Origin of the sequence: Paenibacillus cineris (assembly GCF_018333335.1) — a bacterium.
GTDB classification, from domain to species: domain Bacteria; phylum Bacillota; class Bacilli; order Paenibacillales; family Paenibacillaceae; genus Paenibacillus_AQ; species Paenibacillus_AQ favisporus.
Genome location: NZ_BORU01000003.1, coordinates 14,555 through 38,880, shown reverse-complemented (window position 1 = coordinate 38,880; position 24,326 = coordinate 14,555). Strand labels below are relative to the sequence as shown.

Here is a 24,326-nt window from a genome sequence, read left to right as displayed (position 1 = left end):
ACAACAATCCATTCATTTCTTTAGTTCATTCTGTACAGAACGGAGGCGTTTACTTTGGCAGAACACAGAATGTATGCCCATCCTTATATACCGAATACCGTCCCGGAAGTCCGGGACGCCATGCTGCGGGAAATCGGACTGACGTCCATGGACCAGCTGCATGACGCCATTCCCGATCACCTGAAGCTGAAGCGGGAGATGGACCTCCCGCCGGCCATGAACGAATATGAGCTGCGCCGGCATATCGAAGGCATACTCGCCAAGAACAAGCACGGCGCGGATTACCTGAATTTTTTAGGGGCGGGCTGCTGGCAGCATTTTATCCCCGCGGTCTGCGACGAAATCAACCAGCGCTCCGAGTTCGTGACGGCCTATGCCGGCGAGCCCTATGAGGATCACGGCCGCTTCCAGGCGCTGTTTGAGTATCAGAGCCTGCTGGCCGAGCTGGTGGATATGGATGTCGTTAACGTTCCGACTTTTGACTGGGCGCAGGCGGCGTCCACGGCGATCCGCATGGCCGGCCGCATCACCGGGCGGCGCACTGCCCTGATTCCGCGCTCTGTCGATCCGGATAAGGTCGCCATCATCCGCAATTACTGCACGCCGGTCATGGACATCCGCATAGTGGAGATCGACCCGGCCACCGGGAAAATGGACCTGGCCGATCTGGAATCCAAGCTGGACGGGGACACCGCCGCCGTTTATTTCGAGAATCCCGGGTATCTCGGCATCATCGAGGACCAGGGATCGGAAATATCCCGCCTCGCCCATGCCGCTCAGGCATTGTCGATTGTCGGCGTGGACCCGATCTCCCTCGGCGTGCTGGAGCCGCCGGCCCGCTACGGCGCGGACATCGTCTGCGGGGACCTGCAGCCGCTCGGCATGCATATGAACTACGGCGGGGGACAGGCCGGATTTATCGCAACCCGCGACGAAGAGAAATTCGTCATGGAATACCCGTCCCGGCTGTTCGGCATCGTGCCGACGGAAGTGGAGGGCGAGTACGGCTTCGGCGACGTTGCGTACGAGCGCACCTCGTTTGCGCTGCGGGAGAAGGGCAAAGAATCCGTCGGCACGCAGACCGCCCTATGGGGCATTACGGCCGGCGTCTATTTGGCCCTGATGGGACCAAGCGGCATGCAGGAAGTGGGCGGAACGATCGTCCAGAAGGCGAAGTATGCGGCCATTCAGCTGTCCGGTATTCCAGGCGTATCCCTGCGCTTTGGCGGCACGCCGTTCTTCAAGGAGTTCGTCGTCGACTTCAACGGAACGGGACGCACCGTGGCCGACATCAACCGCCGGCTGCTTGATGAAGGGATTTTCGGCGGCAAGGATTTGTCGGCAAGCTATCCCGATTGGGGGCAGTGCGCCCTGTACTGCGTCACGGAAATTCATACCCAGGCTGACCTGGACCGCCTGGCCGGAGCCGTCCGCGCCATCGTAGGCGCAGGTGCTACAGCGGCCGGAGCATCAGGAGAGGAGCAGACGCCATGAAACGGATTGTCAGGGACCGGAAGGTCCGCCAGTTCCACCAAGCCAAATGGGATGAGCCGGTCATCTTTGAACTGCACCGCGCGGGAGAGCGGGGCGTCATCCCGCCGCAGGCCGAGCCGGCCGTTGCAGCGGAAGCCGGCGGCGTGCAGGACGCCATTCCGGCGAACATGCGCCGCAGCCAGGCGCCTGCCCTGCCGGAGATCGGCCAGGCCAAAGTGCTGCGCCATTACCTGCGCCTCTCCCAGGAGACGCTGGGCTCGGATTTGAACGTCGAAATCGGGCAGGGCACCTGCACGATGAAATATATCCCGCGGATCAACGAAATGCTGATCCGCAGCCCCCGCATGACCGAGCTCCATCCGCTCCAGGATGTGAGCTCGGTACAGGGCATGCTGGAAATCTACCACAGCCTGGACCTTGCGATGCGGGAGATTTCCGGCATGGACGCCTTTAGCTTCCAGCCGAGCAGCGGCACGCAGGCGCTGCTGGCCATGGCTTCCATCGTGCGGGCTTACCATGACTCGCGCGGGGAGGGGGAGAAGCGCGACGAGATCATCACGACGATCTTCTCCCATCCGTCCCAGGCGGCGACCGCTGCCGTCAAAGGCTACAAGATCATCACCCTTCATCCGGACGAGGACGGATTCCCGGACCTGGAGAAGCTGAAGGCTGCGGTCTCCGAACGGACCGCCGGTTTCGTCGTGGCGAACCCGGAAGACACCGGCATTTATAACCACCGGATCCGCGAGTTTACGGACGTGGTGCATGCCGCCGGCGGGGTCTGCTACTACGACCAGGCCAATGCCAACGGTCTTCTTGGCATTACCCGCGCGAAGGAAGCGGGCTTTGACATGTGCTTCTTCAACCTGCACAAGACGTTTGCCGCGCCGCATATGTGCGGCGGACCGGCCACCGGCGCGCTCGGCGTGACCGATGCGCTGAAGCCGTTTCTGCCGGGACCGCTGGTGGATCAGGCGGCGGACGGGAGCTATGTCCTGCGGGAGCAGGGCGGCAGCAGCATCGGCAAGGTCCGCAGCTTCCACGGCGTCGCCCAGACGGTGCTCCGCGCCTACGCGTGGATTCTCAGCATCGGCGCGGAAGGACTGAAGGATGTGGCGCAGACCGCTGTGCTGAACAATAACTATCTGTACCACAAAATCCTGCAGATCCGCGGGGCAAGCGCGCCATACATCAAGGGCCGACGCCTGGAGCAGGTCCGCTATAGCTGGAAGCAGCTGACCGACGAGACCGGCGTCACGACCGAAGATATTACGCGGCGGATGTGCGACTTCGGCCTGCATTACTGGACGTCCCATCATCCGTACATCGTGCCGCAGCCGTTTACGCTCGAGCCGACCGAATCGTACTCCAAGGAAGATCTTGACGAGTACATCCAGGCGCTGGAGCATATTTCAAATGAAGCGTACACGAATCCCGAGATGGTCCGGACAGCTCCTCATGCCAGCACGGTTCACCGCAACGACGAATCGTCCCTGGACGATCCGCGGCAGTGGTGCATTACGTGGCGCGCCTATCTGAAGAAGACCGAACCGTCAGCAGTGAAGTAACCACGAATGAACTTGTAGACCAAGGCCACAGCCGAACCGATGGCTTTGGTCTCTTTTTTATGGACTTGGCCCAATATAGGCCCCTTAGACATAATGGGGGTGGCTGGCCAAGCCGGATCCGGGGGAGGAAAAGGTCATCCGGTTCCCTTATGCCCGTTATCCAAAAAACACGAAAAATTTGGAGAAGGAATAACCCGTTTTATAGAGAACTATGCTTGTATAGTCCATAAAACAGCCAAAGATGGACTGCATTGTTCACAGCCAAAACAACCAAATATTTGGAGGAGTGATCGAGGGTGAAGGAGAAGGTGCGTGTTGGAATGATCGGTCTCGGCGCACGCGGCATGGGGCTGCTGAGAGGGATCATCCTGCATATGGAAGATGTTGAGGTTGTCGCGGTTTGCGACCTGTATGAAGACCGCTGCGAGGAGGCGGCTGGATATGTCCAAGAGACAGGAACCGCCAGACCGCTGGTAACGACCAAATATCAGGAAGTTGTGGCCCTGCCGGGGCTGGACGCCGTTGTCATCGGCGCATCCTGGGCGGACCATATTCATATTGCTGCGGCATGCATGGAAGCGGGAATCTACGTGGCCAGCGAAGTTGGCGGCGCCTATTCGGTGCAGGAGTGCTGGAAGCTGGTAGAGACGTACGAGCGTACTGGAGTACCCTGCATGATTATGGAGAACTGCTGCTATGGACGCGAAGAACTGATGGTGCTGAACATGGTCAAGCAGGGCGTATTCGGCGACATCGTTCACTGCGCCGGCGGCTACCATCACGATCTGCGCGAAGAAATTGCCTACGGCATCGAAAACCGGCATTACCGCCTGAACAACTATATTCACCGCAACTGTGAAAACTACCCGACGCATGAGCTCGGACCCATTGCTCAGATCCTGGGCATCAACCACGGCAACCGGATGGTATCCCTCGTCTCCATGTCCTCCAAGGCCAAAGGCATGCATGAATACGTTGTCCGGGAGAGAGGCGCCGATTCGGCGCTTGCCCAGACCGAGTTTATGCAGGGCGATATCGTTACTACCGTGATCAAGTGTGCCCATGGCGAAACGATTACGATCACGCTCGACACTACGCTCCCCCGCTACTACTCCAGAGGGTTTACGGTCCGGGGCACGAAGGGGATGTATGTGGAGGAGAACCATTCCATTTACATCGACGGACAGCATGACGAGCACCACTTTGACTGGAAAAACCAATGGGGCAACGCCGACTCCTTCCGTGAGCAGTATGAGCATCCGATCTGGAAGAAGTTCATCAGCGAGGGCGTGAAGGGCGGCCACGGCGGCATGGACTGGCTGGTCTACTCCGAATTTATCGAATGCGTGAAGAACGGCACGGATACGCCGCTTGATGTGTACGATATGGCCGCCTGGATGAGCATCTCGGCCCTGTCCGAGGAGTCGATTGCGCTCGGCGGTCATCCGGTGGCGATTCCGGATTTCACGAACGGAAAGTGGATGAGCCGTTAAACGATACAGCGATATTTTAAGCGAAATTTCTCGAAAAAGTGACCTGCAGCCATTTCGGAGAAACTTTCCCGAATGTACAGGTTACGGGCGCTGGCGATGAAGCCGGCGCTCTTTTTTTTAACCGCCGGCCATCGTTACTCTACGAGCGAACAAATTATTGAAAGCACTTTCACTTCATATGATATAATGCAATGAAAGCAGACATACCTAATATATCAATCACTTCCGCCGTTTGCATCGTTAAAGCGCAGCAGCCGCTTACCCCTAAGGTCCTATCCCTGCATATCATTAGTTCATAAGGAGACGAGTCCGTACGATGTTTAATGTTCTTGTAGTAGACGATGAGCATGTTCAACGAGAGGGCATCAAGGATTTGATATCGGAATACCGGTTTCCGTTCCACGTGCTTGAAGCCGACAATGGCCGCGCGGCCGAAACCATTTTGAACCGCCACCCGATCGATATTTTGATTACTGATGTCAAAATGCCGCTGATGAGCGGCCTCGAGCTCGGCAGGCTGGCGAAAAAAACGCAGGACAACCTCAAAATCGTCATCTGCAGCGGGTACGACGAATTCGAATACGCGAAAACTGCCATTAAGCTGGGCGTCGTCAACTATCTGCTCAAGCCGCTTGTGACTGAGGAATTTTTGGAGGTGATGGAGGAAATTACGCATATACGCCCCCATGCCGGCGGGCCGGAAGTGGAATCGGAGGAATCGAAGGTGATCCGCCAGGTGAAGGAGTTCGTGAAGGACCATTTTCAGCGCGACCTGTCATTGACGGAGGTGGCCAATGAGGTGTATCTGTCCCCGGGATACTTGAGCATTTTGTTTAAGAAAGAAACCGGGATGAACTTTTCCAAATATTTGACCGACCTTCGCCTCCGCAAGGCAGGCTATCTGCTGCTGAACTCCAATATGAAAATTAACGACATCGCGGCGTTTGTCGGCATCGACAACACCTCTTATTTTTGCCGGCTGTTCAAAACCAACTACGGCGTGAGCCCATTACAGTATAGAGAGAGCGGGAATGTCCATGCTTCACTGGATCAAGAGCAGGTTCAATGATATCCGGTTCCGCAACAAGCTGCTGCTGTCCCACCTTTTTATTGCGCTGATTCCTATTCTGCTGCTCGGCGTTCTCGCTTTTATCCAATCCTATCGCATCCAAATGAAGGAGCTGAAGAGCGAAGCCGCGGCCAGTCTGGACCAAGTGGCGAACATTCTCGATTATAAAATCAACCGCTACAACACGCTGAGCGAATTTATCGTGCTGAACCGCGACTTTTCGAAATTGTTTACCCGGAACTATGCCGGCAATTACTTCGAGATGTTCCTTGATTTCCGGGACATTATGGACCCGCTCATCTCCAATACGAAAACGATGGACGACAATATCGAAGGCATTACGTTCTATACGTCCGGGGATTTGCTCGGCATCCGCGACAACATTTTGCCGCTCAGCGATTTGAAGCAAAAGCCGTGGTTCGACGGGTACCGGGGCAGGCATTGGGTGGTGGACGGCAGTCACGTCTATCTGGTGCAGGAGCTGATCAGCAATTTGAAGGACAGCAATTACATGGTGATCTCGGTCAATTACGACAGCATTTTCTCGGATATGGACAAGCTGTCGGATCATATTACCGTGCAGATCGAGGGTCCGCAGCACCAGCCGATCTTCCGTGAACAGAAGGCGGACCCGCCCGCGCAAGGGGCCACCCGGCTCGACCGGACGCTGAAAAGCAACGGCTGGACGATCCATTATTACCTGTCCAATGCGAATGCGTATGTCAACGCGCTGACGTTTTTCAAAATCACCTTGCTCGTCATTGGATTAAGCCTGCTCGTCGCCTTTTTCCTGATCTATATCGTGTCGAACAACTTCACGAGGCGGATCATTCATCTCAAAAACAAGGTGGATAAGGTGGAGCAGAACAACCTGGACGTGGTCATCCAGAGCTCTTCCCGGGATGAGTTTGGGGAACTGACGAACGGCATCGGTAAGATGCTGGGGCGCATCAACAGTCTGATTCACCAGGTGTACCAGGCGGAAATCGCCAGGCAGCAGAGCGAGTACCAGCGGCTGATTAATCAGATCAATCCCCACTTTCTGTACAACACGCTGTCTTTTATACACTGGCGGGCCAAAAAGAAGCGTGACCTGGAAACCGGGTATATGGTATCGACGCTGGCCAAGTTCTACCGGACGACATTGAACGGGGGCAGGGAGATGGCGACGGTCGCGAACGAAATCGAGCATATCCGGGCGTATCTGGACCTGCAGCTCGTCATGAATGACGGGGACTTTGACGTGGAGTTTCAAGTGGATGAAGATACGGCGGATTTGAAAATCATTCACTTCGTGCTGCAGCCGATCGTGGAGAACGCGATCAAGCACGGGTTTACCCATCCGGAGGCTGAGGAAACTCCGCGGATCGTCATTGCGTCGCGTCGGCAGGAGGGCATCCTGACGCTGAGCGTAACGGATAACGGCGTCGGAATGACCCCTGTCCAGGCCGCCAAGCTGCTGTCGGCAGAGAACGGGGGAACCGGCGTGAAGAACGTCAACGACCGGATGAGGCTGTATTACGGGCCGCCGTACGGCCTAGCCATCGACAGCGTCCCCGGGATGGGCACGACGGTCACCCTGACGTTTCCTGCGGAGCCGGCGGACACGGCGCCGAAGGGGCTAGTCGAGAGCGCGGCTGCCGGTCCATAGAGGGCGGAGATCAGCGGCAGCGAATGGGGCGTGTATCCGCTTCGAAGCGCCGTTGGCCGGCAGGCAATCCTGTTTTTCAACGCGCAGAAGGAAGAGCCGGCTTCCGTATGGAAAGAAGGTAAAGAAGGAAAGAGCGCATGAGGAGGAAAAAACCATATGTTTGAACATTTGGTCTCATTTAAATTTAATCGCATCCTTGAACCGGAGCTGGAGCATGAGCTGCTTGGACTGCTGTGGGGGCTGAAAGATCAGATTCCCGGCATTGTTGAGCTTACGGCCGGCCTCAATGAAACGGAGGAAATGGAAAACATCCACGGGTTCAGCCTTGGGCTTCGCGTGACTTTCAAAGACCGCGAATCACTGCAGGCCTACGGGCCACATCCGGCGCATCAAACATTTGTCCGCAGGCTCGATGGCTTGATCGAGCAGGTCGTGGTAGTGGACTATCCCGTTCAAGGTTGAGCTTCTATCATCGGTGAGGCTGTGTGAAGCCGGCTGTCGTGCTGCCTGCTGGCATATACCGGGGTATTCCCATGATTGCTCAACGTCTGGTAGCTGCCGCCAGAGCCAAAGAGCGTTCCTTCGGGGCGCTCTTTTTGTGTGTCGAATCCGCCGGCGGGGCATTCATGAAAAAAGTGACACAGAACGGAAAAATGTGATATATACGATTTTTTTGCAACCGCATACAATTTTACTTGTACAAGGAATCGACAAGAGAGGGGTTCAAACGGATGAACAAACGAAAAATATCGTCACTGCTGGCCGTCACGTGCATCACAGCGCTCATCGTCAGCGGATGCGGCGGCGGAAGCGGCAAAGCGGAGGACAAGGTTGTCAGCGAAAAGGACTACGAGCCATACAGCAAGTACGAGTCCCCGGTGGAGTTTACCATCGGACGCAATACGAGCCATACGAACAATCTGCCGAAGGGCGATTCGATTGAAAACAACATGGCGACCCGCTACGTCGAGAGCAAAGTGAACGTGAAGGCCAAGGTAGCCTGGGAGACCGATGATATGGACCAGAAGCTGTCCCTGTCGATGACGACCGGTGAGCTGCCGGACGTGATGCTGGTCAGCCGCACGATTTTCAATCAGCTCGTAGACAATGACCTCATTGAAGATATGACCGAGGTTTACGAAAAAACCGCCTCCGAGGGTGTCAAAAACATCTACTCCTCTTATGGGGATCTGCTGCTCGACCAAGTGAAGGTGGACGGCAAAATCATGGGCCTTCCGATGACGAATATCGGCAACCAGCATCAGCTGCTGTGGATTCGCAAAGACTGGCTGGACAAGGTCGGCGGCAAGCTGCCGCAGTCCGTGGACGATGTGTGGAACCTGGCCAGAACCTTTGTGGAGAAGGATGCCTCCGGAACCGGCAAGACGATCGGGTTCGGGATGAATCAGGACGCGATGAATTTTTCACCGATATTTGCAGCTTATAATGCATTTCCAGGCCAGTGGATCAAGAAAGACGGCAAGGTCGTGTACGGCTCCGTGCAGCCCGAAATGAAAGAGGCGCTCGCCGATTTGGCCGAGCATTACAAGGAAGGGCTGATCGACAAGCAGTTTGCGGTCCGCTCGGACGAAGAGAAGGAAGCGCTGGTCATCAACGGCCAGGCTGGCATGCTCTTTAACCCATGGTGGATCGGATACACGAACTACAAGGACTCCATCAAGCAGGATCCAAAAGCCGAATGGGTGGCGGTATCTGCACCTGTAGATGAGAACGGCAAATTTAAAACGATCCGGCAGGACCCGGTCGGTGGAGGCATTGTTGTCGTGCGCAAAGGTTACCCTCATCCCGAGGCGATTATGAAATCGATCAATCTGACGACGGACTTCCTGTACTCACTGACGGACGACGCCGTCCAGTACAAGAAGGAGCATGCCAGCGAAGGGCTGACCGACCACAGCCGCTGGAACAACGAGCCGACGCAAATTCCGATGCAGGTGGACTATGACGACGTGCTCAAGCGTTATTACGATGACATCATGAAGGCTGACAAAGCAGGCAGTGCCGACGGAATTCAAGAGGACCGCGTCGTGTCCTATGAAGCGTACCAGGAGTTCAAGCAAAAGGGGACTGCGGTCGACGCCAATACGTACGGTGAATATCTATCCCGGATCGAGGGGCAGCGGGAGGCGAACAACCCGAACCTCGAAGTGATTCCGGCCGGCTTCTACGGCACGACGGAGACGATGAAGCTGAAATGGGCGAACCTGCAGAAGATGGAGCAGGAAATGATGCTGAAGATCATCATGGGCCAAGCCAGCATCGATGCTTTTGATCAATTCGTGTCGACCTGGAAAAAGACCGGCGGCGATGAGATCACGCAGGAAGTGGAAGAGATGAGCAGCAGGTAAGTCCCAGTCAATACATCCTGGATAAATGGAAGTGATAAGCATGTCTTCGCTGGAAGCAAGTCTCCATACGGAACGGCAGGTTTCGGGACGCATACGGAAGAAACGGAAAGCCTTTCATGAAATGACGTATCACTTCATGCTGCTGCCGGGCATGGTGCTGCTGTTCATTTTCTCCATCGTCCCGATGTTCGGCATCGTGATGGCCTTTCAGAAATTTATCCCGGCCAAAGGCATTTTCGGCTCCAAATGGGCCGGGCTGACCAATTTCACGTATATGTTTCAGCTCCCGGACGCGAAGCAAATTTTCGTTAATACGCTGGTGATCGCGGTCGGAAAAATCATACTGGGGCTGATCGTGCCGATCGTGTTTGCGCTGCTGCTGAATGAAGTTCGCCTGAAGGTGTTCAAAAGCACCGTGCAGACGATCGTGTACCTTCCCCACTTCATGTCCTGGGTCGTGCTTGGCACGATGATGACGATGATCTTCTCTTACGACGGCATGGTGAACAACGTTCTGCAGCTCTTTGGGATGGACAGAACGATGTTTCTGGCCAGCAACACCTGGTTCAGACCGCTGCTGATCGTGACCGACACCTGGAAGGAGTTCGGCTACGGAACGATCGTCTATTTGGCCGCCCTGACGGGCATCAATCCTTCGCTGTATGAATCGGCTGCTCTTGACGGGGCAAGCCGGTGGAAGCAGACGCTGAACATTACGCTGCCGGGAATTTTACCGACGATCATCCTGCTCGGCACGCTGAGCCTGGGCAATGTGCTGAATGCCGGCTTCGATCAGGTGTTCAATATGTACAATCCGCTGGTATATCAGACCGGAGACATCATCGATACGTTCGTGTACCGGATGGGCCTGATCCAGATGCAGTATTCGTTTGCCACTGCGGTCGGCTTGATGAAATCGGTCATCAGCTTTGTGCTGATCGTCGTATCCTACAAGCTGGCTTCCAAATACGCCGGTTACCGGATTTTCTAGAAAGGGGCGCTGATTTGCATGATACAATCAAGAACGTTCGGGGCGCAGGCTTCCCGCTTCCTGATCATCCTGGTGCTGGTGCTCATCGCCTGCCTGTCCCTGGCCCCGATCATCAATACGATCATGGTGTCGGTGAGCAGCAGCACGGCGGTCAACGCGGGCAAGGTGTATTTTCTCCCGGTAGATATCAACTTCTCCTCTTACGTTAAAATTTTGGACGACGAGAAGTTTTGGAGGGCTTTCCTGGTGTCGGTGGAGCGGGTCGCCCTGGGCGGAGCCATTAACATGGTGCTGACAATTCTGATGTCGTATCCGCTGTCGAGAACGGCCTCGCAGTTCCGGGCACGCAACGTCTATATGTGGATTATCGTGTTCACGATGCTGTTCAGCGGCGGCATTGTTCCCTGGTACATGGTCATCAGCAAGCTGGGATTGATCAACTCGATCTGGGCGCTTGTGCTGCCCGGCGCGGTACCGGTCTTCAATGTCATCCTGCTGATGAACTTTTTCAAAGGGATTCCGAAGGAGATGGAGGAGGCGGCCTTTATCGACGGGGCGGGTCCGCTGAAAATTTTGTGGCATATCTTTATCCCGGTGTCCCTGCCCAGCTTGGCGACGATCACCTTATTTGTCATCGTGGGCCACTGGAACAACTTCTTCGACGGGATCGTGCTGATCAACGACAGTCATAAGATCCCGCTGCAAACGTACCTGCAGCAGCTGAATTTGACCCGGGACCAAATGCAGAATCTGTCGGTTGAGCAGCTGCAGCAGTACAACAAGATCTCCAACACCACGCTCAACTCGGCTAAAATTCTCGTGTCCATGATCCCGATCCTGCTGATCTATCCGTTTCTGCAGCGATATCTCATTCACGGTATCGTGCTGGGGTCGGTCAAGGAATAGCGGATCCCGATAGGCAAAACATGACAGCGACAACGAAGGACGGGGCTGACCGCGCAAGCTTTGCAAAAGGCTGCGGGGGCAGCCCTGTTCGGCGTTTGCCGGGAATGGCCGGAAGGGATGCGAAAGTGGTGCGGATAACCAATTGTTGACTTCAAAAATGAACTTATGTTATATAAAAATAAGAATAATTAGCACTCATTATGTTTGAGTGCTAAGATACTATGTTCGTTGAGGGGAGTATGCTAGATGGCCATGAAAGAGTTTAAAGCCGAGTCGAAACGACTGCTTGAAATGATGATCAACTCCATTTATACGCAGCGGGAGATCTTTTTGCGCGAACTCATCTCCAACGCCAGCGACGCTATCGATAAAATCTATTATAAAGCGCTAACAGACGACCAGCTGGTTTTCAATAAAGACGATTATTACATCCGGATCACCCCGGATAAAGAAGCCAGAACGCTGACGATTTCCGATACGGGCATCGGGATGACACAAGAGGAGCTGGAGAACAATCTGGGCGTCATCGCAAAGAGCGGTTCGCTGGCCTTCAAGAACGAGAACGAAGCCAAGGACGGCCACAACATTATCGGCCAGTTCGGGGTCGGCTTCTATTCGGCCTTCATGGTGGCGGACCGGGTGACGGTCATCACCAAGGCGCTTGGCTCCGATACGGCGTACAAGTGGGAGTCTGCGGGAGCGGACGGATATACGATCGAGCCTGCGGCGAAGGATACCGTGGGTACGGAAATTGTGTTGAAAATCAAAGAAAACACGGAAGAAGACAATTACGATGAATTTCTGGAGGATTACCGCCTCCGGACGATCATCAAGAAGTACTCGGATTTCATCCGGTACCCGATCAAGATGGACGTCACCGGACATCGGCCGAAAGAGGGCGCGGACGGCGAGTTCGAGGAATACAGCGAAGAGCAGACCGTGAACAGCATGGTTCCGATCTGGCGCAAGAACAAGGGCGAGCTGACCGAAGAGGACTACGTCAACTTTTACAACGAGAAGCGCTACGGGTTTGACAAGCCGCTGACGCATGTGCACATCAAGGCGGACGGCGCCGTTGTGTACAACGCGATCCTGTTCATTCCGGAGCACACCCCGTTCGATTATTATACGAAGGAATACGAGAAGGGGCTTGAGCTTTACTCAAACGGCGTCCTTATCATGGAAAAATGCGGCGACCTGCTCCCGGATTACTTCAGCTTCGTCAAAGGGATGGTCGATTCCGAAGACCTGTCGCTGAACATTTCCCGAGAAATGCTGCAGCATGACCGTCAGCTGACGCTGATCGCGAAAAATATCAAGAGCAAGATCAAGAGCCAGCTGCAGACGCTGCTCAAGGATGAGCGCGAGAAATACGAGAAGTTCTATGAGGCGTTCGGCAGACAGCTGAAGTTCGGCGTGTACAACAACTACGGCGCGGATAAGGACGTGCTGCAGGATCTGCTGCTGTTCACCTCTTCCAAGGAGAAGAAGCTGGTAACGCTGGACGAATACGTATCCGGAATGCCGGAGGATCAGAAATATATTTACTACGCCGCCGGCGAATCAGTGGAGCGGCTTGAGAAGCTGCCGCAGACGGAAATGGTGGCCGATAAGGGTTACGAAATTTTGTACTTCACCGACGATATCGACGAATTTGCCATCAAGATGCTGATGAAGTACAAGGACAAGGAATTCAAGTCGGTATCAAGCGGCGATCTCGGTATCGAGACGGAAGCAGACAAGAAAGATGAAGCGGCGGAGACGGAGAGCAAGGAGCTCTTCGAGGAGATGAAGAACATTCTCTCGGGCAAAGTGAAGGAAGTCAAGGCTTCCAAACGGCTGAAGTCCCACCCGGTCTGCCTGTCCACGGAAGGCGACTTGTCGATCGAAATGGAGAAGGTGCTCAAAGCGATGCCGAGCGGCCAGGACATCCAGGCCGACAAGGTGCTGGAGATCAACATTCACCACGAGGTGTTCCAGTCCCTGAAAGATGCTTATGACAAGGACCGCGAGAAGCTGGGCCTGTACACGAACCTGCTGTACAACCAGGCGCTGCTGATCGAAGGGCTGCCGATCCAGGATCCGGTCGAATTTACGAACGATATCTGCAAAATTATGGTGTAAGCCAAGCTCCTCCCGACCTGCGGCAGAATGCCTGACAGGCGGTACAACCCGGCCTGCCGGAGTTTTGACCTCCGGGCCGGGTTCCTTTTTTTGCCGGAGGGCGGGCTGCGAAGCGAACATCGTGTATAATGGTAGAAGGGCGCAGAGTGATGCCTTAACTGGTCATGCTGCGCATGCTTAATAACGAAGAAGAGGTGTACATGTTGGAAGACCCTACGTTACAACTGGAACAAACAAACATACAGCACGCCATCATCGGCGAACCCATGACCAGCTTGTCCGAGATTTTGCTGAGCCTGACCAAGACGAGGCTGTCCGCGCTGGCTTCCGTCCACAGCATCACAGGTCGTTCCAAGATGAAGAAAGAAGAGCTTGCCGAAGCGCTGTCGGATTACGTCACGAATACGGAGCATTTGTCGTCCATGCTGCTCCAGATGGATGGTGCCGAATGGAGCCTGTTTGAGACGCTCCTTCAGGAGTCTTCCGTTCAAGATAATACGATTCCATACGGGGATTATGCCTTTTTGCTGGATCGCGGGCTCGTATTCAGCTTTTTCTCGGAAGGTCAGCTGCACCTGATCATGCCGGAAGAAATAAGGGACGCCATCCGCAAGGCTGATCTGCCTGCTTTGAAACAGCAGCACGGCCAGCACCAGCTGGCTTATCAATATATTGTTGCCGCATCCCATTTGTACGGAGCGGTCAAGGTGGACAAGCTTCTTGAGATCTACAACGACCAGAATGAACAGGCGCTGAGTGCGGAGGAGCTTCTGAATGAAGTGAACGAGGCGATCGGCCGGGGCGAGAACCTGCTCCTTCACAGCGGATACATCGTGAACAGCTATCTGCTCCACGACCTGGACGAGCAGAAGATCAACGACTGGATCGCGAAGGTCGAAGGGAAACCGTATTACGTTCCCGAGCAGGAGGAGCTGCTCCGGTATGCGGACGAGACGTATTTTGAAATGACGCCGCAGCTGTCCGCGCTGCAGCAGTACGTGCTGCGGGAGCTTTGCAAGGACCAGGAGACGGTGGAATACCTGATCGACGATCTCCAGCTGGCGTGCGCCAAAGGTTCGTCGATTCAGGATCTGATCTACGAATTCGAGAGCCGCAAAATCAATTTCAAAAACCCGCTTCAGGCCCAGCAGACGATTCAGCTGCTGACCGAAGTTTATAACCATACCCGGATGTGGGCCAATAACGGCCACACCTTGGTGGAGCTTCAGGCCATTGCCGACGGCGTTAAGCCGGAGCTGGTCAAGCTGGTGAACATTTCCGCAGCGGATACTGTGCCGAAGGTGGGACGCAACGAGCCGTGCCCATGCGGCAGCGGGCTGAAGTACAAGAAGTGCCACGGAAAATAAACGCTTATCGCTCTATTTATCCTATATAGATCATCAACTATAAGAGCGGCAGTCCGGACATGAACGTCATGTCCCGGGCTGCCGTTTTTGCGTTTCCCTCTTTTTATATGATCCAGCGCCTATGGATTGATTCCGAACCGTCCCATCCGATAGAATAAAATGAATAAAGAAAGCGCTTACCTCATGTCGAAAAAAATTGGCGACTACCATGGCCCCTTTGATCCGTTATCGTGATTCCATGGCAAACAACCCGTTGTAAAGGAGTGATTGGCATTGCGGAACAGCTGGTACCGCCGAATGCTGCTTTCGTATTTCCCCATTTTTTTGATCACTGTAACGATTCTTGTGTTCCTGTCTTTCCTCGTCGTCAATGAAATTTCCCAGAAGGAGACGGTTAAGGCGGATCAGATTTCTACGGGATATATCGTGGACACGGTCCAGATGGCCCTCAAGGAAATCGAAATGAACGCACTGGATGAGGTGGAGCGGAACAGCCGCTACAACGATTTTCTTCAGGCGGACGGTCCGCATGAGCGGGATGCGGTATATGCGGTCGTGGATAGCCTGCGAACCCTGGCTGCCAAAGACGAGCTCGTGGATTCTGTGTATGTGTACCGCAGCGGCGATCGGCAGACGCTCACAACGAGCGGTCTCCTGGAGTGGGACGAGTTTGCCGACAGGCCGTTTGTCGAGCTGGCGCTGGGCCAGCCAGCATACCAGGGCTGGTCCCCGATCCGCGACTATCATGAAATGGGGAGCGATGCGAAGCGGCGGGTCATCTCTATGTACAAACGGGCCCCGCTTCCGTTCGGTACGCAGGGCTTTGTCGTCATTAACGTCAACATGTATGCGCTGGAGCAGAAAATCCGGACCATGAAAGATACCGATGTATCCTTCCTTCAAATCCGCGACCGGGAAGGAAATCTGATCTTCTCGACGCGTCCGTCCGAACCGGGAGACGCAGAGGCTGCAGAAGGCCGTATTCTGAACCGTATTCCGTTCCAAGCCACCGGCTGGACGTTTGAGAGCGGGATTGCAGCGGGCCAGCTGTTTATGTGGGTGTCGGTCGTTTCGTACATCTGGATCGTCATCGGCGTGGGCACCGTGCTGGCAGCCGTCGCCTACTTACTGTATATCACCAAGCGCAATTATAAACCGATCCGCGCCATGATGCACCGGATCGAAACGGTCCGTGACCGGATGGATCCTCCGGGCGGCGCCAAGAGCGACGAGCTGCTTCTGATCGACCGGGCATTGGAAAATTTAATCCGGCAGACCGCCGACTACGAGAAGCAGCAGCAGGAGAACATGCTGATCGCCAGAAGGCAGCTGTTCATCGACCTCGTTCAGGGGGAACGCCTTGGTGATGCAGGCGAGCGTCTGGACCGATTGAAACCGCTGCCGGTACAGGTCACGGGGCCGTATCTGCTGGTCCTCGTAGAAATACTGGAATTTCCGCGTTTTCAGCAGGGCTTTTCGGTTCAGGACCAGAGCACGCTCAAGTTTGCGCTGACCAATGTGCTGCAGGAAATGGCCCGCGACGAAGGCTTGCACGGCTGGGGGGAATGGACGGAAGCGAACCGGATGGGCCTGCTGCTCGGTGTGAGCCCGGATGTGACGGAAGAAGAGACGCAGGAGAGGATTCGAAGGCTGTCGGAGCGGGGCATCGCCTGGACCCATGACCATTTGGGCTTGTCCCTGATGGTCAGCGTCGGACCGCGTTCGGACTCGTGGGAAGAGGTGTCCGCCTCGTATCAGGCTGCGGCCAGGGCGCTGCAGCATAAGCTGTCGCTTGGCCAGAGGGCGTTTATTCTCAGCGAGGACATGCCGGTTAATGCGGCGACCCGAACGTATACCCACCTGCAGGGCATCGCCGAATTCGTAAAGCAGTTCCGGCTGTCCGACGGCGATTGGCGGAGCCGTCTTGAGCGGATTTTTGACGACCTGAAAGCCGATGCCTTGAAGGACGAGGATATCCGCATGCTGCTGCTGACGATGATGGAAATGCTGGCGCGGGAGGTCGGGGACCTTTCCGAACAGCTGCAGTCCTGTTTTACGGGCGAGCGGGCCGGATCTTGGCGCCGGGCTGTTGAAGAGACGACGTCGCTGGAACGGCTGCGATCCTTATTTACGGAGCAGCTGGCAGAGATTTACCGTACGTTTGTCGCCGTCAGTGAAACGAAGAGCCACCGGGCGATGATCGTGGAGATGAAGGCGTACATCGAAGAGAATTTTGCCGATCCGGATCTGTCGCTGAAGCATCTGAGCGACCGCTTTCAGATCTCAGGCAAATACGCGAGTTACCTGTTCAAGGAAGAGTTCAACATGAAGTTCGTGGACTTCATGGTCCAGCTGCGGATGGCCAAAGCAGAGCGGCTGCTGCTGGAAACCGACGACACCGTCCAGCATATTGCGCTTCAGGTCGGCTACGCCAATTCCATTACCTTCGGCCGGACGTTCAAGCGGGAAGTGGGGGTGACCCCGGGCGATTACCGCAAATTAAAGGCGAAGTCGCAGAGTGACGTTCCGATTTAAGGAACGCGTTCGAGGGCAGATGCAGGAGCCGTAAGCAGTCCACCAAGCCTTGCAGCTCCTGGCCTGAGCGGTGTTTTGAAAATAGTTTATTGCCGGAAAATGGTTTGCTCTTCAGGGTGTTATGGGTTTTCCGCCTCTACGCCCAAACGGTTTATCGATCCGAAACTGGTTTATTGTCCAGCCGCCGCATCCCGTGACATACTGTGGGCATTCCCGCTGATGCGGTAACCGGCCCGATTGAAAGCGTAAACAATAATCCGCTTGCCATTCAGCGGAGCCGGCATGAAAAAGATGAAGGGATGATACGAATGGTTGGGAACAGGAACACAAGATCTTTGGCAAAATCGGTTCGCTTCATGTCAGCCGTGCTGGTCGCGGGCAGTATGCTGTTGTCTGCATGTTCGCCCAAATCGGAACAGGCCGCTTCGGAAGGATCCGGATCAGGATCCGGGTCCTCAGGCAAACAGGTGACCCTGTCGGTGGAGGTGTTCGACCGCGGCAATTCGCCTTCTGGGTATACCATCAAAGATAATTATTGGACCCGCTGGGTTCAGGAAAAGTTCGGCACCCCTAATCAGATTCAGATGAATTACGTTCCCGTCCCGCGTTCGGAGGAAGTCGAGAAGCTGAACGTGCTGATGGCAAGCGGCGGAGATGTGCCGGACATCGTGTTCACGTATGATTCCAGCACCTTTTACCGATATGCGCTGCAGGGCGGGCTGACGGACTTGACGGAGCTGATTGATCAGTACGGGCCGAACCTGAAAAAGTTTCTTGGCGACGAGGTGCTGAACTATGGAAAGGTGGATGGGAAGCTGTACGCCGTTCCAGCCAAACGGTCGAACCTCGGCAAGTATTCCTCGTTTATCCGCAAGGACTGGCTCGACAAGCTGAGCCTGCCTGTGCCGCAGACGACGGACGAATTGTACTTGGCGCTGAAAGCTTTTAAGGAAAAGGATCCGGGCGGAACCGGGGGCAAAGTGATCCCGCTCGGCATGACGATCGCTCCGGCGCAGTACGAACCGCTGATCTGGTCTTTCATCAAGGAGACGACGGAGGAGCAGAAATATACGCTGACCCAGCAGCTCGGATCCCGTGATTATCCGATCCTGCTTCCCGGCTTCAAGGATGCGCTCCAGTTCATGAACAAGCTGTACAACGAGGGATTGATGAGCCGGGACTTCGGGCTGGACGAGGACAAAAAGAAGATGAGCGAGGATATCTCCACCGGAAAGGTCGGCTTCTTCAGCGAGGACGACACAAATATTTACTATGCAGACGGTACCTATGAGACGCTGCAGTCCAATGTCAAGGGTGCGGAACTCCAGGCGGTGGATGTATATACGAATGAAAAAGGCGAGCATGCCAAGCCGGAATACGCGCCGGTGGGCTTGTACGTTATGATCCCCAAATCCAGCAAGCATGCGGCAGAAGCGGTGAAATACCTGGACTGGATGGCATCGGGCGACGTGCTCTTCAACATGCAGACAGGGGTCGAGGGCGAGAACTATACGATGAAGGACGGCATCCCGGTGGCGCTGGAAAATCCGACGGAGGAAGCGAAGAACCGGATGTTCAACGCCGGCGATATGACCCTCATTACCAACGGACAGCAGCTGGGAAGCCCTGAGAAGAACAAGGAGGCTAAAGCGCTCCAGTTTCCGCCGAAGTATCAGGACGGTGCCCGGGAAGCCTTGAAGATTTCCAACTCGGATACGGTACCTCCGGTACTGATGGATCGTCCGATCGAAGCCCAGGCCAAATACGGCAATACACTGCTCGACAAGTTCAACGAAATGATCGTCAAGACGACGACGGCAAAACCGGAGCAGTTCGAAGCGGTGTACGATTCCCTCATGAAGGATTATATGGCCAGCGGCGGTCAGGCCGTTCTGGATGAGCGGACCAAAGTGTACGGCGAAATGAAGTCGAAATAAACCGTGCGGTTAGGCCCGTCAACAGAGGAGGCAAGGCTTGTGAAAATGACGCGTTATTTGGGCAGATATTGGCAGCTGTATGCGCTTCTGCTTCTGCCGCTGGCTTATTTTATTATCTTCCGGTATGGACCGATGTATGGCATTCAGATCGCTTTCAAAGACTTCAATCTGTTTCAAGGCATTAACGGCAGCGAATGGATCGGACTGGACGCTTTCAAGGAAGTGTTCGGCATGCGGGACTTTTACAAAACGCTGCGCAACACCTTGATGCTGAATTTTCTCGATTTGCTCGTTTCGTTCCCGGCTCCGCTGATCCTGGCGATTATGCTGTATGAGCTGCGGAGCGCGTGGTTCAGGAAGCTGTCCCAAACGATCCTCTATATTCCCCATTTCATTTCCTGGGTGATCATCGGGGGCATCGTGTACCAGGTATTCGGCACGCAGTCCGGCATGATCAACAATGTCATTACGGCCTTTGGTTTTCCGGAGGTTCCCTTTTTGACGGATAAAAATACCTGGCTGATCACCTATCTGCTGGTCGGGGTATGGCAGAGCGCGGGCTGGGGGACGATCATCTATCTGGCGGCATTGACCGGCATTAACAAAGAGCTGTTCGAAGCGGCGGAAGTGGACGGGGCTACACGGATGAGGCGCATCTGGCACATTACGCTCCCCGGCATCAAGCCGACGATCGTGACCCTGCTGATCATCAACCTGGGCCACATGATCTCGATCGGCTTCGAGCGCCCGTACATTATCGGCAACACGATGGTACGCGATTATTCCGACGTGCTCAGCACGTTCGTGTACCGGATCGGTCTCGAATCGGGACAGTATACGCTTGCCACCGTTGTCGGCCTGTTCCAGGCGGTGGTGGGGCTGGTATTCGTCCTCGGGGCGAACTTTGTTTCGAGGAAGCTGACCGATGAAGGCATTTTGTAGCGCGGCAGGAGCATTTTTACGAGAAAGGAGTGAACGAAGATGAGATCGCAAACGTCCGGCAGGGGATTCGATATCGTCAATGCGGTGCTGCTCGGCATCGTCGTGGTGGTCTGCCTGGCCCCGTTCCTTCATATTCTGGCTATATCCCTCAGTTCGAGCCGCCCGGTTCTCTCCGGAGAGGTGAGCCTGCTCCCGGTAGAGCTGAATTGGGGGGCTTACCGGCAGGTGTTCAGCGACTTGTCGATGATCCGATCGCTTGGCTTTACGGTGCTGCTCACCGTGATGCATACCGTCATGTGCATGCTGATGACCGTTGCGGCGGGATATCCCCTCACCCAGAAAAAGCTGAAAGGCCGCAGACTGATCATGTTTTTGATCGTGGTGACGATGTTCTTCAGCGGCGGCATCATCCCGGAATACATTCTGGTCCGCAGCCTCCATCTGATCGATACAATGTGGGCGCTGATTCTGCCCGGCCTGATCAACCCTTTTTACCTGATCATCCTGATCTCGTTCTTCAACAACATCCCGGATAGCCTGGAGGAATCGGCCGAACTGGACGGAAGCAGCCACTTCCGGACGCTCATCAGCATTATTCTGCCGCTGTCGATGCCGGTCATCGCCACACTCAGCTTGTTCTATGCGGTGGGCCGGTGGAACGGGTTTACGGATACGCTGCTGTACATTACCAGTCCTGAACTCTATCCGATGCAGCTGAAGCTGTATCAGCTGATCCAGAACAACATGGTGTCCGACCTGATGCAGATGGAGGGCGCAATGGTGAGTCCGATGCAGCCGGAGAGCCTGAAGGCGGCGAGCGTTATTTTTGCCACCGTTCCGATTCTGCTCGTATACCCTTGGCTGCAGCGGTATTTCGTGAACGGGGTTATGATCGGCGCGGTTAAGGGGTAGGCGATTGGGAATGGAAAATAAATTTGTCGGCTTGTACCGGTTTTTCGGCAGAAGGATATGAGGCTTGGTTTGAGTTTGAGATTGAGTGAGCGATGCCCTTCGAGGGGCGGAACGCTTTTAATCGAATACAAGGAGGCGGCTTGATGGTTCTGGACAAAGGGGAGTATTCCTTTTCAACCTGCTGGAATATTAAACGCCACGCTGTGGGAAGCGATATGATCGAGGAAATCCGGGGGCTGGGCTTTAAGCGCGTGGAGCTCAACTATAACGTCACCCGGGAAATGCTGACCACGATCGAACCGATGATTGAGCGCGGCGAAATCGTTATTTCCAGCGTGCATAATACGTTCCCATTGATTGACGATCCCGATTACGGGACCGATTCGGTGCTGCTCGGATTTGACGATGAAGCCAAGCGGAAGCGGGCGGTCGATCTGCTGGTGCAGTCGGCGGAATATGCCGCCCGTTACGGAGCGGCAGCCGTGGTCGTCCACCCGGGTGAGGTGCCGTTTGAGGCCAATATCGATCAGGAGCTCAAGGCGCTCTACAAGGAGCACGGGCCCGATTCGCCGGCATACCGCAGCCTGTGGGAAGAGATGCTGGAGCGGCGGGATTCGCTGAGAGGGCATTATGCGGAGCGGATCGCGCACAGCCTGGAAGACGCCTGCGGGCGGATCGCAGCCAAGGGATGGGACGTAACGATCGGCATCGAGACCCGGTCGCGGTGCTACCAGATGCCGACACTGAGGGAAGCGCGCGGCATCATTGACCGCCTTCAAGGCGCTAAGATTGGCCTGTGGTACGACTTCGGCCACGGCATGATGATGGAGCGGATGGGTCTGTACGACAACGCGGAGGATATGAGCTTGATCATGGACCATATCGCCGGGATTCATATCCACGAGAGCGTAGGCTTGTCCGACCATTGGTGCCCCTATGTCCACAGCGGCGACATGGCTTATTTCGACCGGTTTTTGCCGGTGATCGAAGCCGCGCCCGTGAAGGTCTACGAGCTGAAATCAGCCTGTACGCCGGAGGAGATCGACCGCAGCCATGGGCTGCTGACGGCCAAGCTGGAGCGTCTGCGCACAGCAGGCGGCCGGACCGGGACGTGACACATTCCGGTTAACGAAAGTGGTGTGGAGTAAGGATACGGTGGCATGATGAACCCGAAAGCGAGTGAATAAAGCATGTATGAACAATTGGTTGCCATAAACGACCAATGCGTGGAGGAAAGCCTAAGCCGTCAAGTGCTTGACGAGGGCAGCCGTTATCATGGAGGTGTCACGGACCCGGTCAACGGCATCGCCTGGGCCAGCCATGGCGGCACGCCGATGGTCATGGCGCTTTGGGCCGCGGCATTGATCAATCCCGATTCGCGTTATTATCATAACGAAGAGCTGCTCAGCAGACTGGAGTATGGAGCCGAATTCCTATTGAGATTCCAGCATGCCGACGGCTCCATCTCCCCGGGCTGGACGAATATGCACTCCCCGCCGGATACGGCGTTCGTAGCAGGCGGTCTTGCTCAGGTGCACGAGCTGCTCGAGGCCCATCTCGAAGGCTGGGAGCAGCTGGAGAAAGCCGCCGGCCTGATCCGGTTGTTCCTTATCCGGACCGCCCCTGTACTGCTGACAGGCGGCTGCCATACCCCCAACCACCGGTGGGTACTCACGGCCGCCCTTGGCTTTTTGTACCGGCTCACCGGCAAGGAGGAACTGAAGGATAGGGCCGAAGCCTGGCTGGCCGAAGGGATGGACTGCACGGAGGACGGGGAATGGACCGAGCGGAGCAACGGAATCTATAACGGGGTCAGCGACATCGTGCTGTATTATGCCGCGGAACAGCTGAACCGGCCGGAGCTGCTGGAGCCGGTCCGCCGGAACCTGCGGATGATGGCTTACCTGATCCATCCGGACGGTGAGGTGGTCACCGATTATTCCGGCCGCCAGGATTACGGGGTGAGGCATGACCTATCCGGCTATTTTCTAATCAGCCGACTGATGGAGCATATGGACCGGGATCCGCTGTTTGCGGCGCTCGCCGATGCCGCCGGTCAGGCGATTGTCCATCCGGGCTGGCTGCCGAACAACGCGATGATCGGCTATCTGCGCTATCCGCAGCTCCGTGAGCGGCGGGTTCAGCCGTCTCCTCTTCCCGATCGCTACCGCGTGATGATCAACCGGCATTTTGACCGCGGGCAGTACCTCCGGCAGCTGGAAAGCGCGGGCCATTACGGCCGCATTTACCACAGCCGGCTGCACACCGATTTCGGCGCTCCGGTCGGGCGGCAGCGGGACGGTCAGACCAGCCTGACCGTCATGGCCGAGACGGACTCGTTCCTGTCCCTCCGGCATGGGGCTGTGCGGCTGCTGGGCGTCCGGCTGGCTTCCTCATTCGAACCCGGCTACGTCAAAATGAACACGCTCGAAGAGCTGCCAGGCCGATACCGTTTGGCCGGCCACGAGGCCAAAGGCTATTACGGACCTCTTCCCCGGACAGCACTGCCGCAGACCGCGGCAGGTGGCGGGACGAGCCCGTGGTACTTGCTGCCGCATCATTTGCGCGAGATGACGCATGAACAGCACCATCGCGCCGAAGCGGATCTGACCGCGGATGAAGAGGGGTTCCGGCTTCGCGTGCAGTGCCGGGAACCTGAAGGCATGATGACGCAGATATCCTTCGTCTTCGGCGGCGAAACGGCGTTCGCCGGGGAAGGATTGTTTCCCGCAGACGAGTCCGGCGGCGTGCTGTTCTGGAAGCAGGGCGGCGTCCGCTGCAGCGCCGGCACGGACTGGATCGAGATGGAGGGCGGGCAGCACGGACACTGGGCGAAGGCGCTGAACAACACCGGCTTTCCTGCCGGCTGCCGCACGCTGGTCGTCAATTTGATGACGCCGTATGACTGGACGTTCACTCTGCGGCTCTCCCCGAAGGAAGGCTGTGGAAATCACGAGTGAAGAAATGA

General features: G+C 55.7%; 18 protein-coding genes. All 18 read left to right on the top strand.

The genetic code is table 11. From position 1 onward, the window contains the following. Positions 1-69 precede the first annotated feature (69 nt). The 18 genes from gcvPA (at position 70) to KI379_RS24375 (ending at position 24,318) form a co-directional block, all read left to right on the top strand. Positions 70-1,494 (top strand): aminomethyl-transferring glycine dehydrogenase subunit GcvPA, encoded by a 1,425-nt coding sequence (gene gcvPA / locus KI379_RS24455; protein WP_212985507.1) that lies wholly within the window; start codon positions 70-72, stop codon positions 1,492-1,494. Then, positions 1,491-3,062: an aminomethyl-transferring glycine dehydrogenase subunit GcvPB gene (gcvPB, locus tag KI379_RS24450; RefSeq protein WP_212985184.1), complete on the top strand. Its 1,572-nt coding sequence runs from the start codon at positions 1,491-1,493 to the stop codon at positions 3,060-3,062. The genes gcvPA and gcvPB overlap by 4 nt, the downstream gene beginning before the upstream one ends. Positions 3,063-3,358: 296 nt before the next feature. Continuing rightward, entirely contained in the window at positions 3,359-4,555 is a 1,197-nt protein-coding gene (locus tag KI379_RS24445) for a Gfo/Idh/MocA family protein (RefSeq protein ID WP_144025526.1), read from the top strand. A 316-nt stretch (positions 4,556-4,871) separates the two neighbouring features. Next, positions 4,872-5,624, top strand: a complete 753-nt coding sequence (locus KI379_RS24440; RefSeq protein ID WP_212985183.1) for a response regulator transcription factor — start codon at positions 4,872-4,874, stop codon at positions 5,622-5,624. Beyond that, a complete protein-coding gene (locus KI379_RS24435) occupies positions 5,593-7,275 on the top strand; it encodes a sensor histidine kinase (protein WP_089550366.1) in 1,683 nt (560 codons plus the stop codon). Before KI379_RS24440 ends, KI379_RS24435 begins: the two co-directional genes overlap by 32 nt. 156 nt (positions 7,276-7,431) lie before the next feature. Continuing rightward, positions 7,432-7,737 (top strand): Dabb family protein, encoded by a 306-nt coding sequence (locus tag KI379_RS24430; RefSeq protein WP_212985182.1) that lies wholly within the window; start codon positions 7,432-7,434, stop codon positions 7,735-7,737. 71 nt (positions 7,738-7,808) lie between these two features. Continuing rightward, positions 7,809-7,934, top strand: a complete 126-nt coding sequence (locus tag KI379_RS34265) for a hypothetical protein (protein WP_256992956.1) — start codon at positions 7,809-7,811, stop codon at positions 7,932-7,934. Between the two features lie 72 nt (positions 7,935-8,006). Continuing rightward, the gene (locus KI379_RS24425) at positions 8,007-9,644 is read left to right on the top strand and encodes an extracellular solute-binding protein (protein WP_076175671.1); all 1,638 of its coding nucleotides are present in this window, start codon (positions 8,007-8,009) and stop codon (positions 9,642-9,644) included. A gap of 40 nt (positions 9,645-9,684) precedes the next feature. Beyond that, a complete protein-coding gene (locus tag KI379_RS24420) occupies positions 9,685-10,635 on the top strand; it encodes an ABC transporter permease (protein ID WP_212985181.1) in 951 nt (316 codons plus the stop codon). A gap of 18 nt (positions 10,636-10,653) precedes the next feature. Next, entirely contained in the window at positions 10,654-11,541 is an 888-nt protein-coding gene (locus KI379_RS24415; RefSeq protein ID WP_212985180.1) for a carbohydrate ABC transporter permease, read from the top strand. Positions 11,542-11,787: 246 nt separating this feature from the next. After that, complete coding sequence (gene htpG / locus KI379_RS24410; RefSeq protein WP_212985179.1) at positions 11,788-13,665, top strand: molecular chaperone HtpG; 1,878 nt, start codon at positions 11,788-11,790, stop codon at positions 13,663-13,665. Between the two features lie 200 nt (positions 13,666-13,865). Next, the gene (locus tag KI379_RS24405; RefSeq protein WP_212985178.1) at positions 13,866-15,032 is read left to right on the top strand and encodes a YecA family protein; all 1,167 of its coding nucleotides are present in this window, start codon (positions 13,866-13,868) and stop codon (positions 15,030-15,032) included. Positions 15,033-15,305: 273 nt separating this feature from the next. Continuing rightward, on the top strand, positions 15,306-17,567 hold the full coding sequence (locus tag KI379_RS24400) for a helix-turn-helix domain-containing protein (protein ID WP_212985177.1): 2,262 nt from the start codon (positions 15,306-15,308) through the stop codon (positions 17,565-17,567). A 308-nt stretch (positions 17,568-17,875) separates the two neighbouring features. Next, the gene (locus KI379_RS24395; protein WP_076175733.1) at positions 17,876-19,504 is read left to right on the top strand and encodes an extracellular solute-binding protein; all 1,629 of its coding nucleotides are present in this window, start codon (positions 17,876-17,878) and stop codon (positions 19,502-19,504) included. 45 nt (positions 19,505-19,549) lie between these two features. Continuing rightward, the gene (locus KI379_RS24390) at positions 19,550-20,446 is read left to right on the top strand and encodes an ABC transporter permease (protein ID WP_076175735.1); all 897 of its coding nucleotides are present in this window, start codon (positions 19,550-19,552) and stop codon (positions 20,444-20,446) included. A gap of 39 nt (positions 20,447-20,485) precedes the next feature. Then, positions 20,486-21,358 (top strand): carbohydrate ABC transporter permease, encoded by an 873-nt coding sequence (locus KI379_RS24385; protein WP_076175682.1) that lies wholly within the window; start codon positions 20,486-20,488, stop codon positions 21,356-21,358. 143 nt (positions 21,359-21,501) lie between these two features. Beyond that, positions 21,502-22,473, top strand: coding sequence for a sugar phosphate isomerase/epimerase family protein (locus tag KI379_RS24380; protein WP_212985176.1), 972 nt, complete (start codon positions 21,502-21,504; stop codon positions 22,471-22,473). Positions 22,474-22,548: 75 nt separating this feature from the next. Next, positions 22,549-24,318 (top strand): hypothetical protein, encoded by a 1,770-nt coding sequence (locus tag KI379_RS24375; RefSeq protein WP_212985175.1) that lies wholly within the window; start codon positions 22,549-22,551, stop codon positions 24,316-24,318. Positions 24,319-24,326 lie beyond the last annotated feature (8 nt).

Bases quoted from the DNA above. Each gene is read 5' to 3' on its own strand.
- gcvPA (WP_212985507.1), top strand. From the start codon at position 70: ATGTATGCCCATCCTTATATACCGAATACCGTCCCGGAAGTCCGGGAC.
- gcvPB (WP_212985184.1), top strand. From the start codon at position 1,491: ATGAAACGGATTGTCAGGGACCGGAAGGTCCGCCAGTTCCACCAAGCC.
- KI379_RS24440 (WP_212985183.1), top strand. From the start codon at position 4,872: ATGTTTAATGTTCTTGTAGTAGACGATGAGCATGTTCAACGAGAGGGC.
- KI379_RS24435 (WP_089550366.1), top strand. From the start codon at position 5,593: ATGCTTCACTGGATCAAGAGCAGGTTCAATGATATCCGGTTCCGCAAC.
- KI379_RS24430 (WP_212985182.1), top strand. From the start codon at position 7,432: ATGTTTGAACATTTGGTCTCATTTAAATTTAATCGCATCCTTGAACCG.
- KI379_RS34265 (WP_256992956.1), top strand. From the start codon at position 7,809: ATGATTGCTCAACGTCTGGTAGCTGCCGCCAGAGCCAAAGAGCGTTCC.
- KI379_RS24425 (WP_076175671.1), top strand. From the start codon at position 8,007: ATGAACAAACGAAAAATATCGTCACTGCTGGCCGTCACGTGCATCACA.
- KI379_RS24420 (WP_212985181.1), top strand. From the start codon at position 9,685: ATGTCTTCGCTGGAAGCAAGTCTCCATACGGAACGGCAGGTTTCGGGA.
- KI379_RS24415 (WP_212985180.1), top strand. From the start codon at position 10,654: ATGATACAATCAAGAACGTTCGGGGCGCAGGCTTCCCGCTTCCTGATC.
- htpG (WP_212985179.1), top strand. From the start codon at position 11,788: ATGGCCATGAAAGAGTTTAAAGCCGAGTCGAAACGACTGCTTGAAATG.
- KI379_RS24405 (WP_212985178.1), top strand. From the start codon at position 13,866: ATGTTGGAAGACCCTACGTTACAACTGGAACAAACAAACATACAGCAC.
- KI379_RS24395 (WP_076175733.1), top strand. From the start codon at position 17,876: ATGGTTGGGAACAGGAACACAAGATCTTTGGCAAAATCGGTTCGCTTC.
- KI379_RS24390 (WP_076175735.1), top strand. From the start codon at position 19,550: ATGACGCGTTATTTGGGCAGATATTGGCAGCTGTATGCGCTTCTGCTT.
- KI379_RS24385 (WP_076175682.1), top strand. From the start codon at position 20,486: ATGAGATCGCAAACGTCCGGCAGGGGATTCGATATCGTCAATGCGGTG.
- KI379_RS24380 (WP_212985176.1), top strand. From the start codon at position 21,502: ATGGTTCTGGACAAAGGGGAGTATTCCTTTTCAACCTGCTGGAATATT.
- KI379_RS24375 (WP_212985175.1), top strand. From the start codon at position 22,549: ATGTATGAACAATTGGTTGCCATAAACGACCAATGCGTGGAGGAAAGC.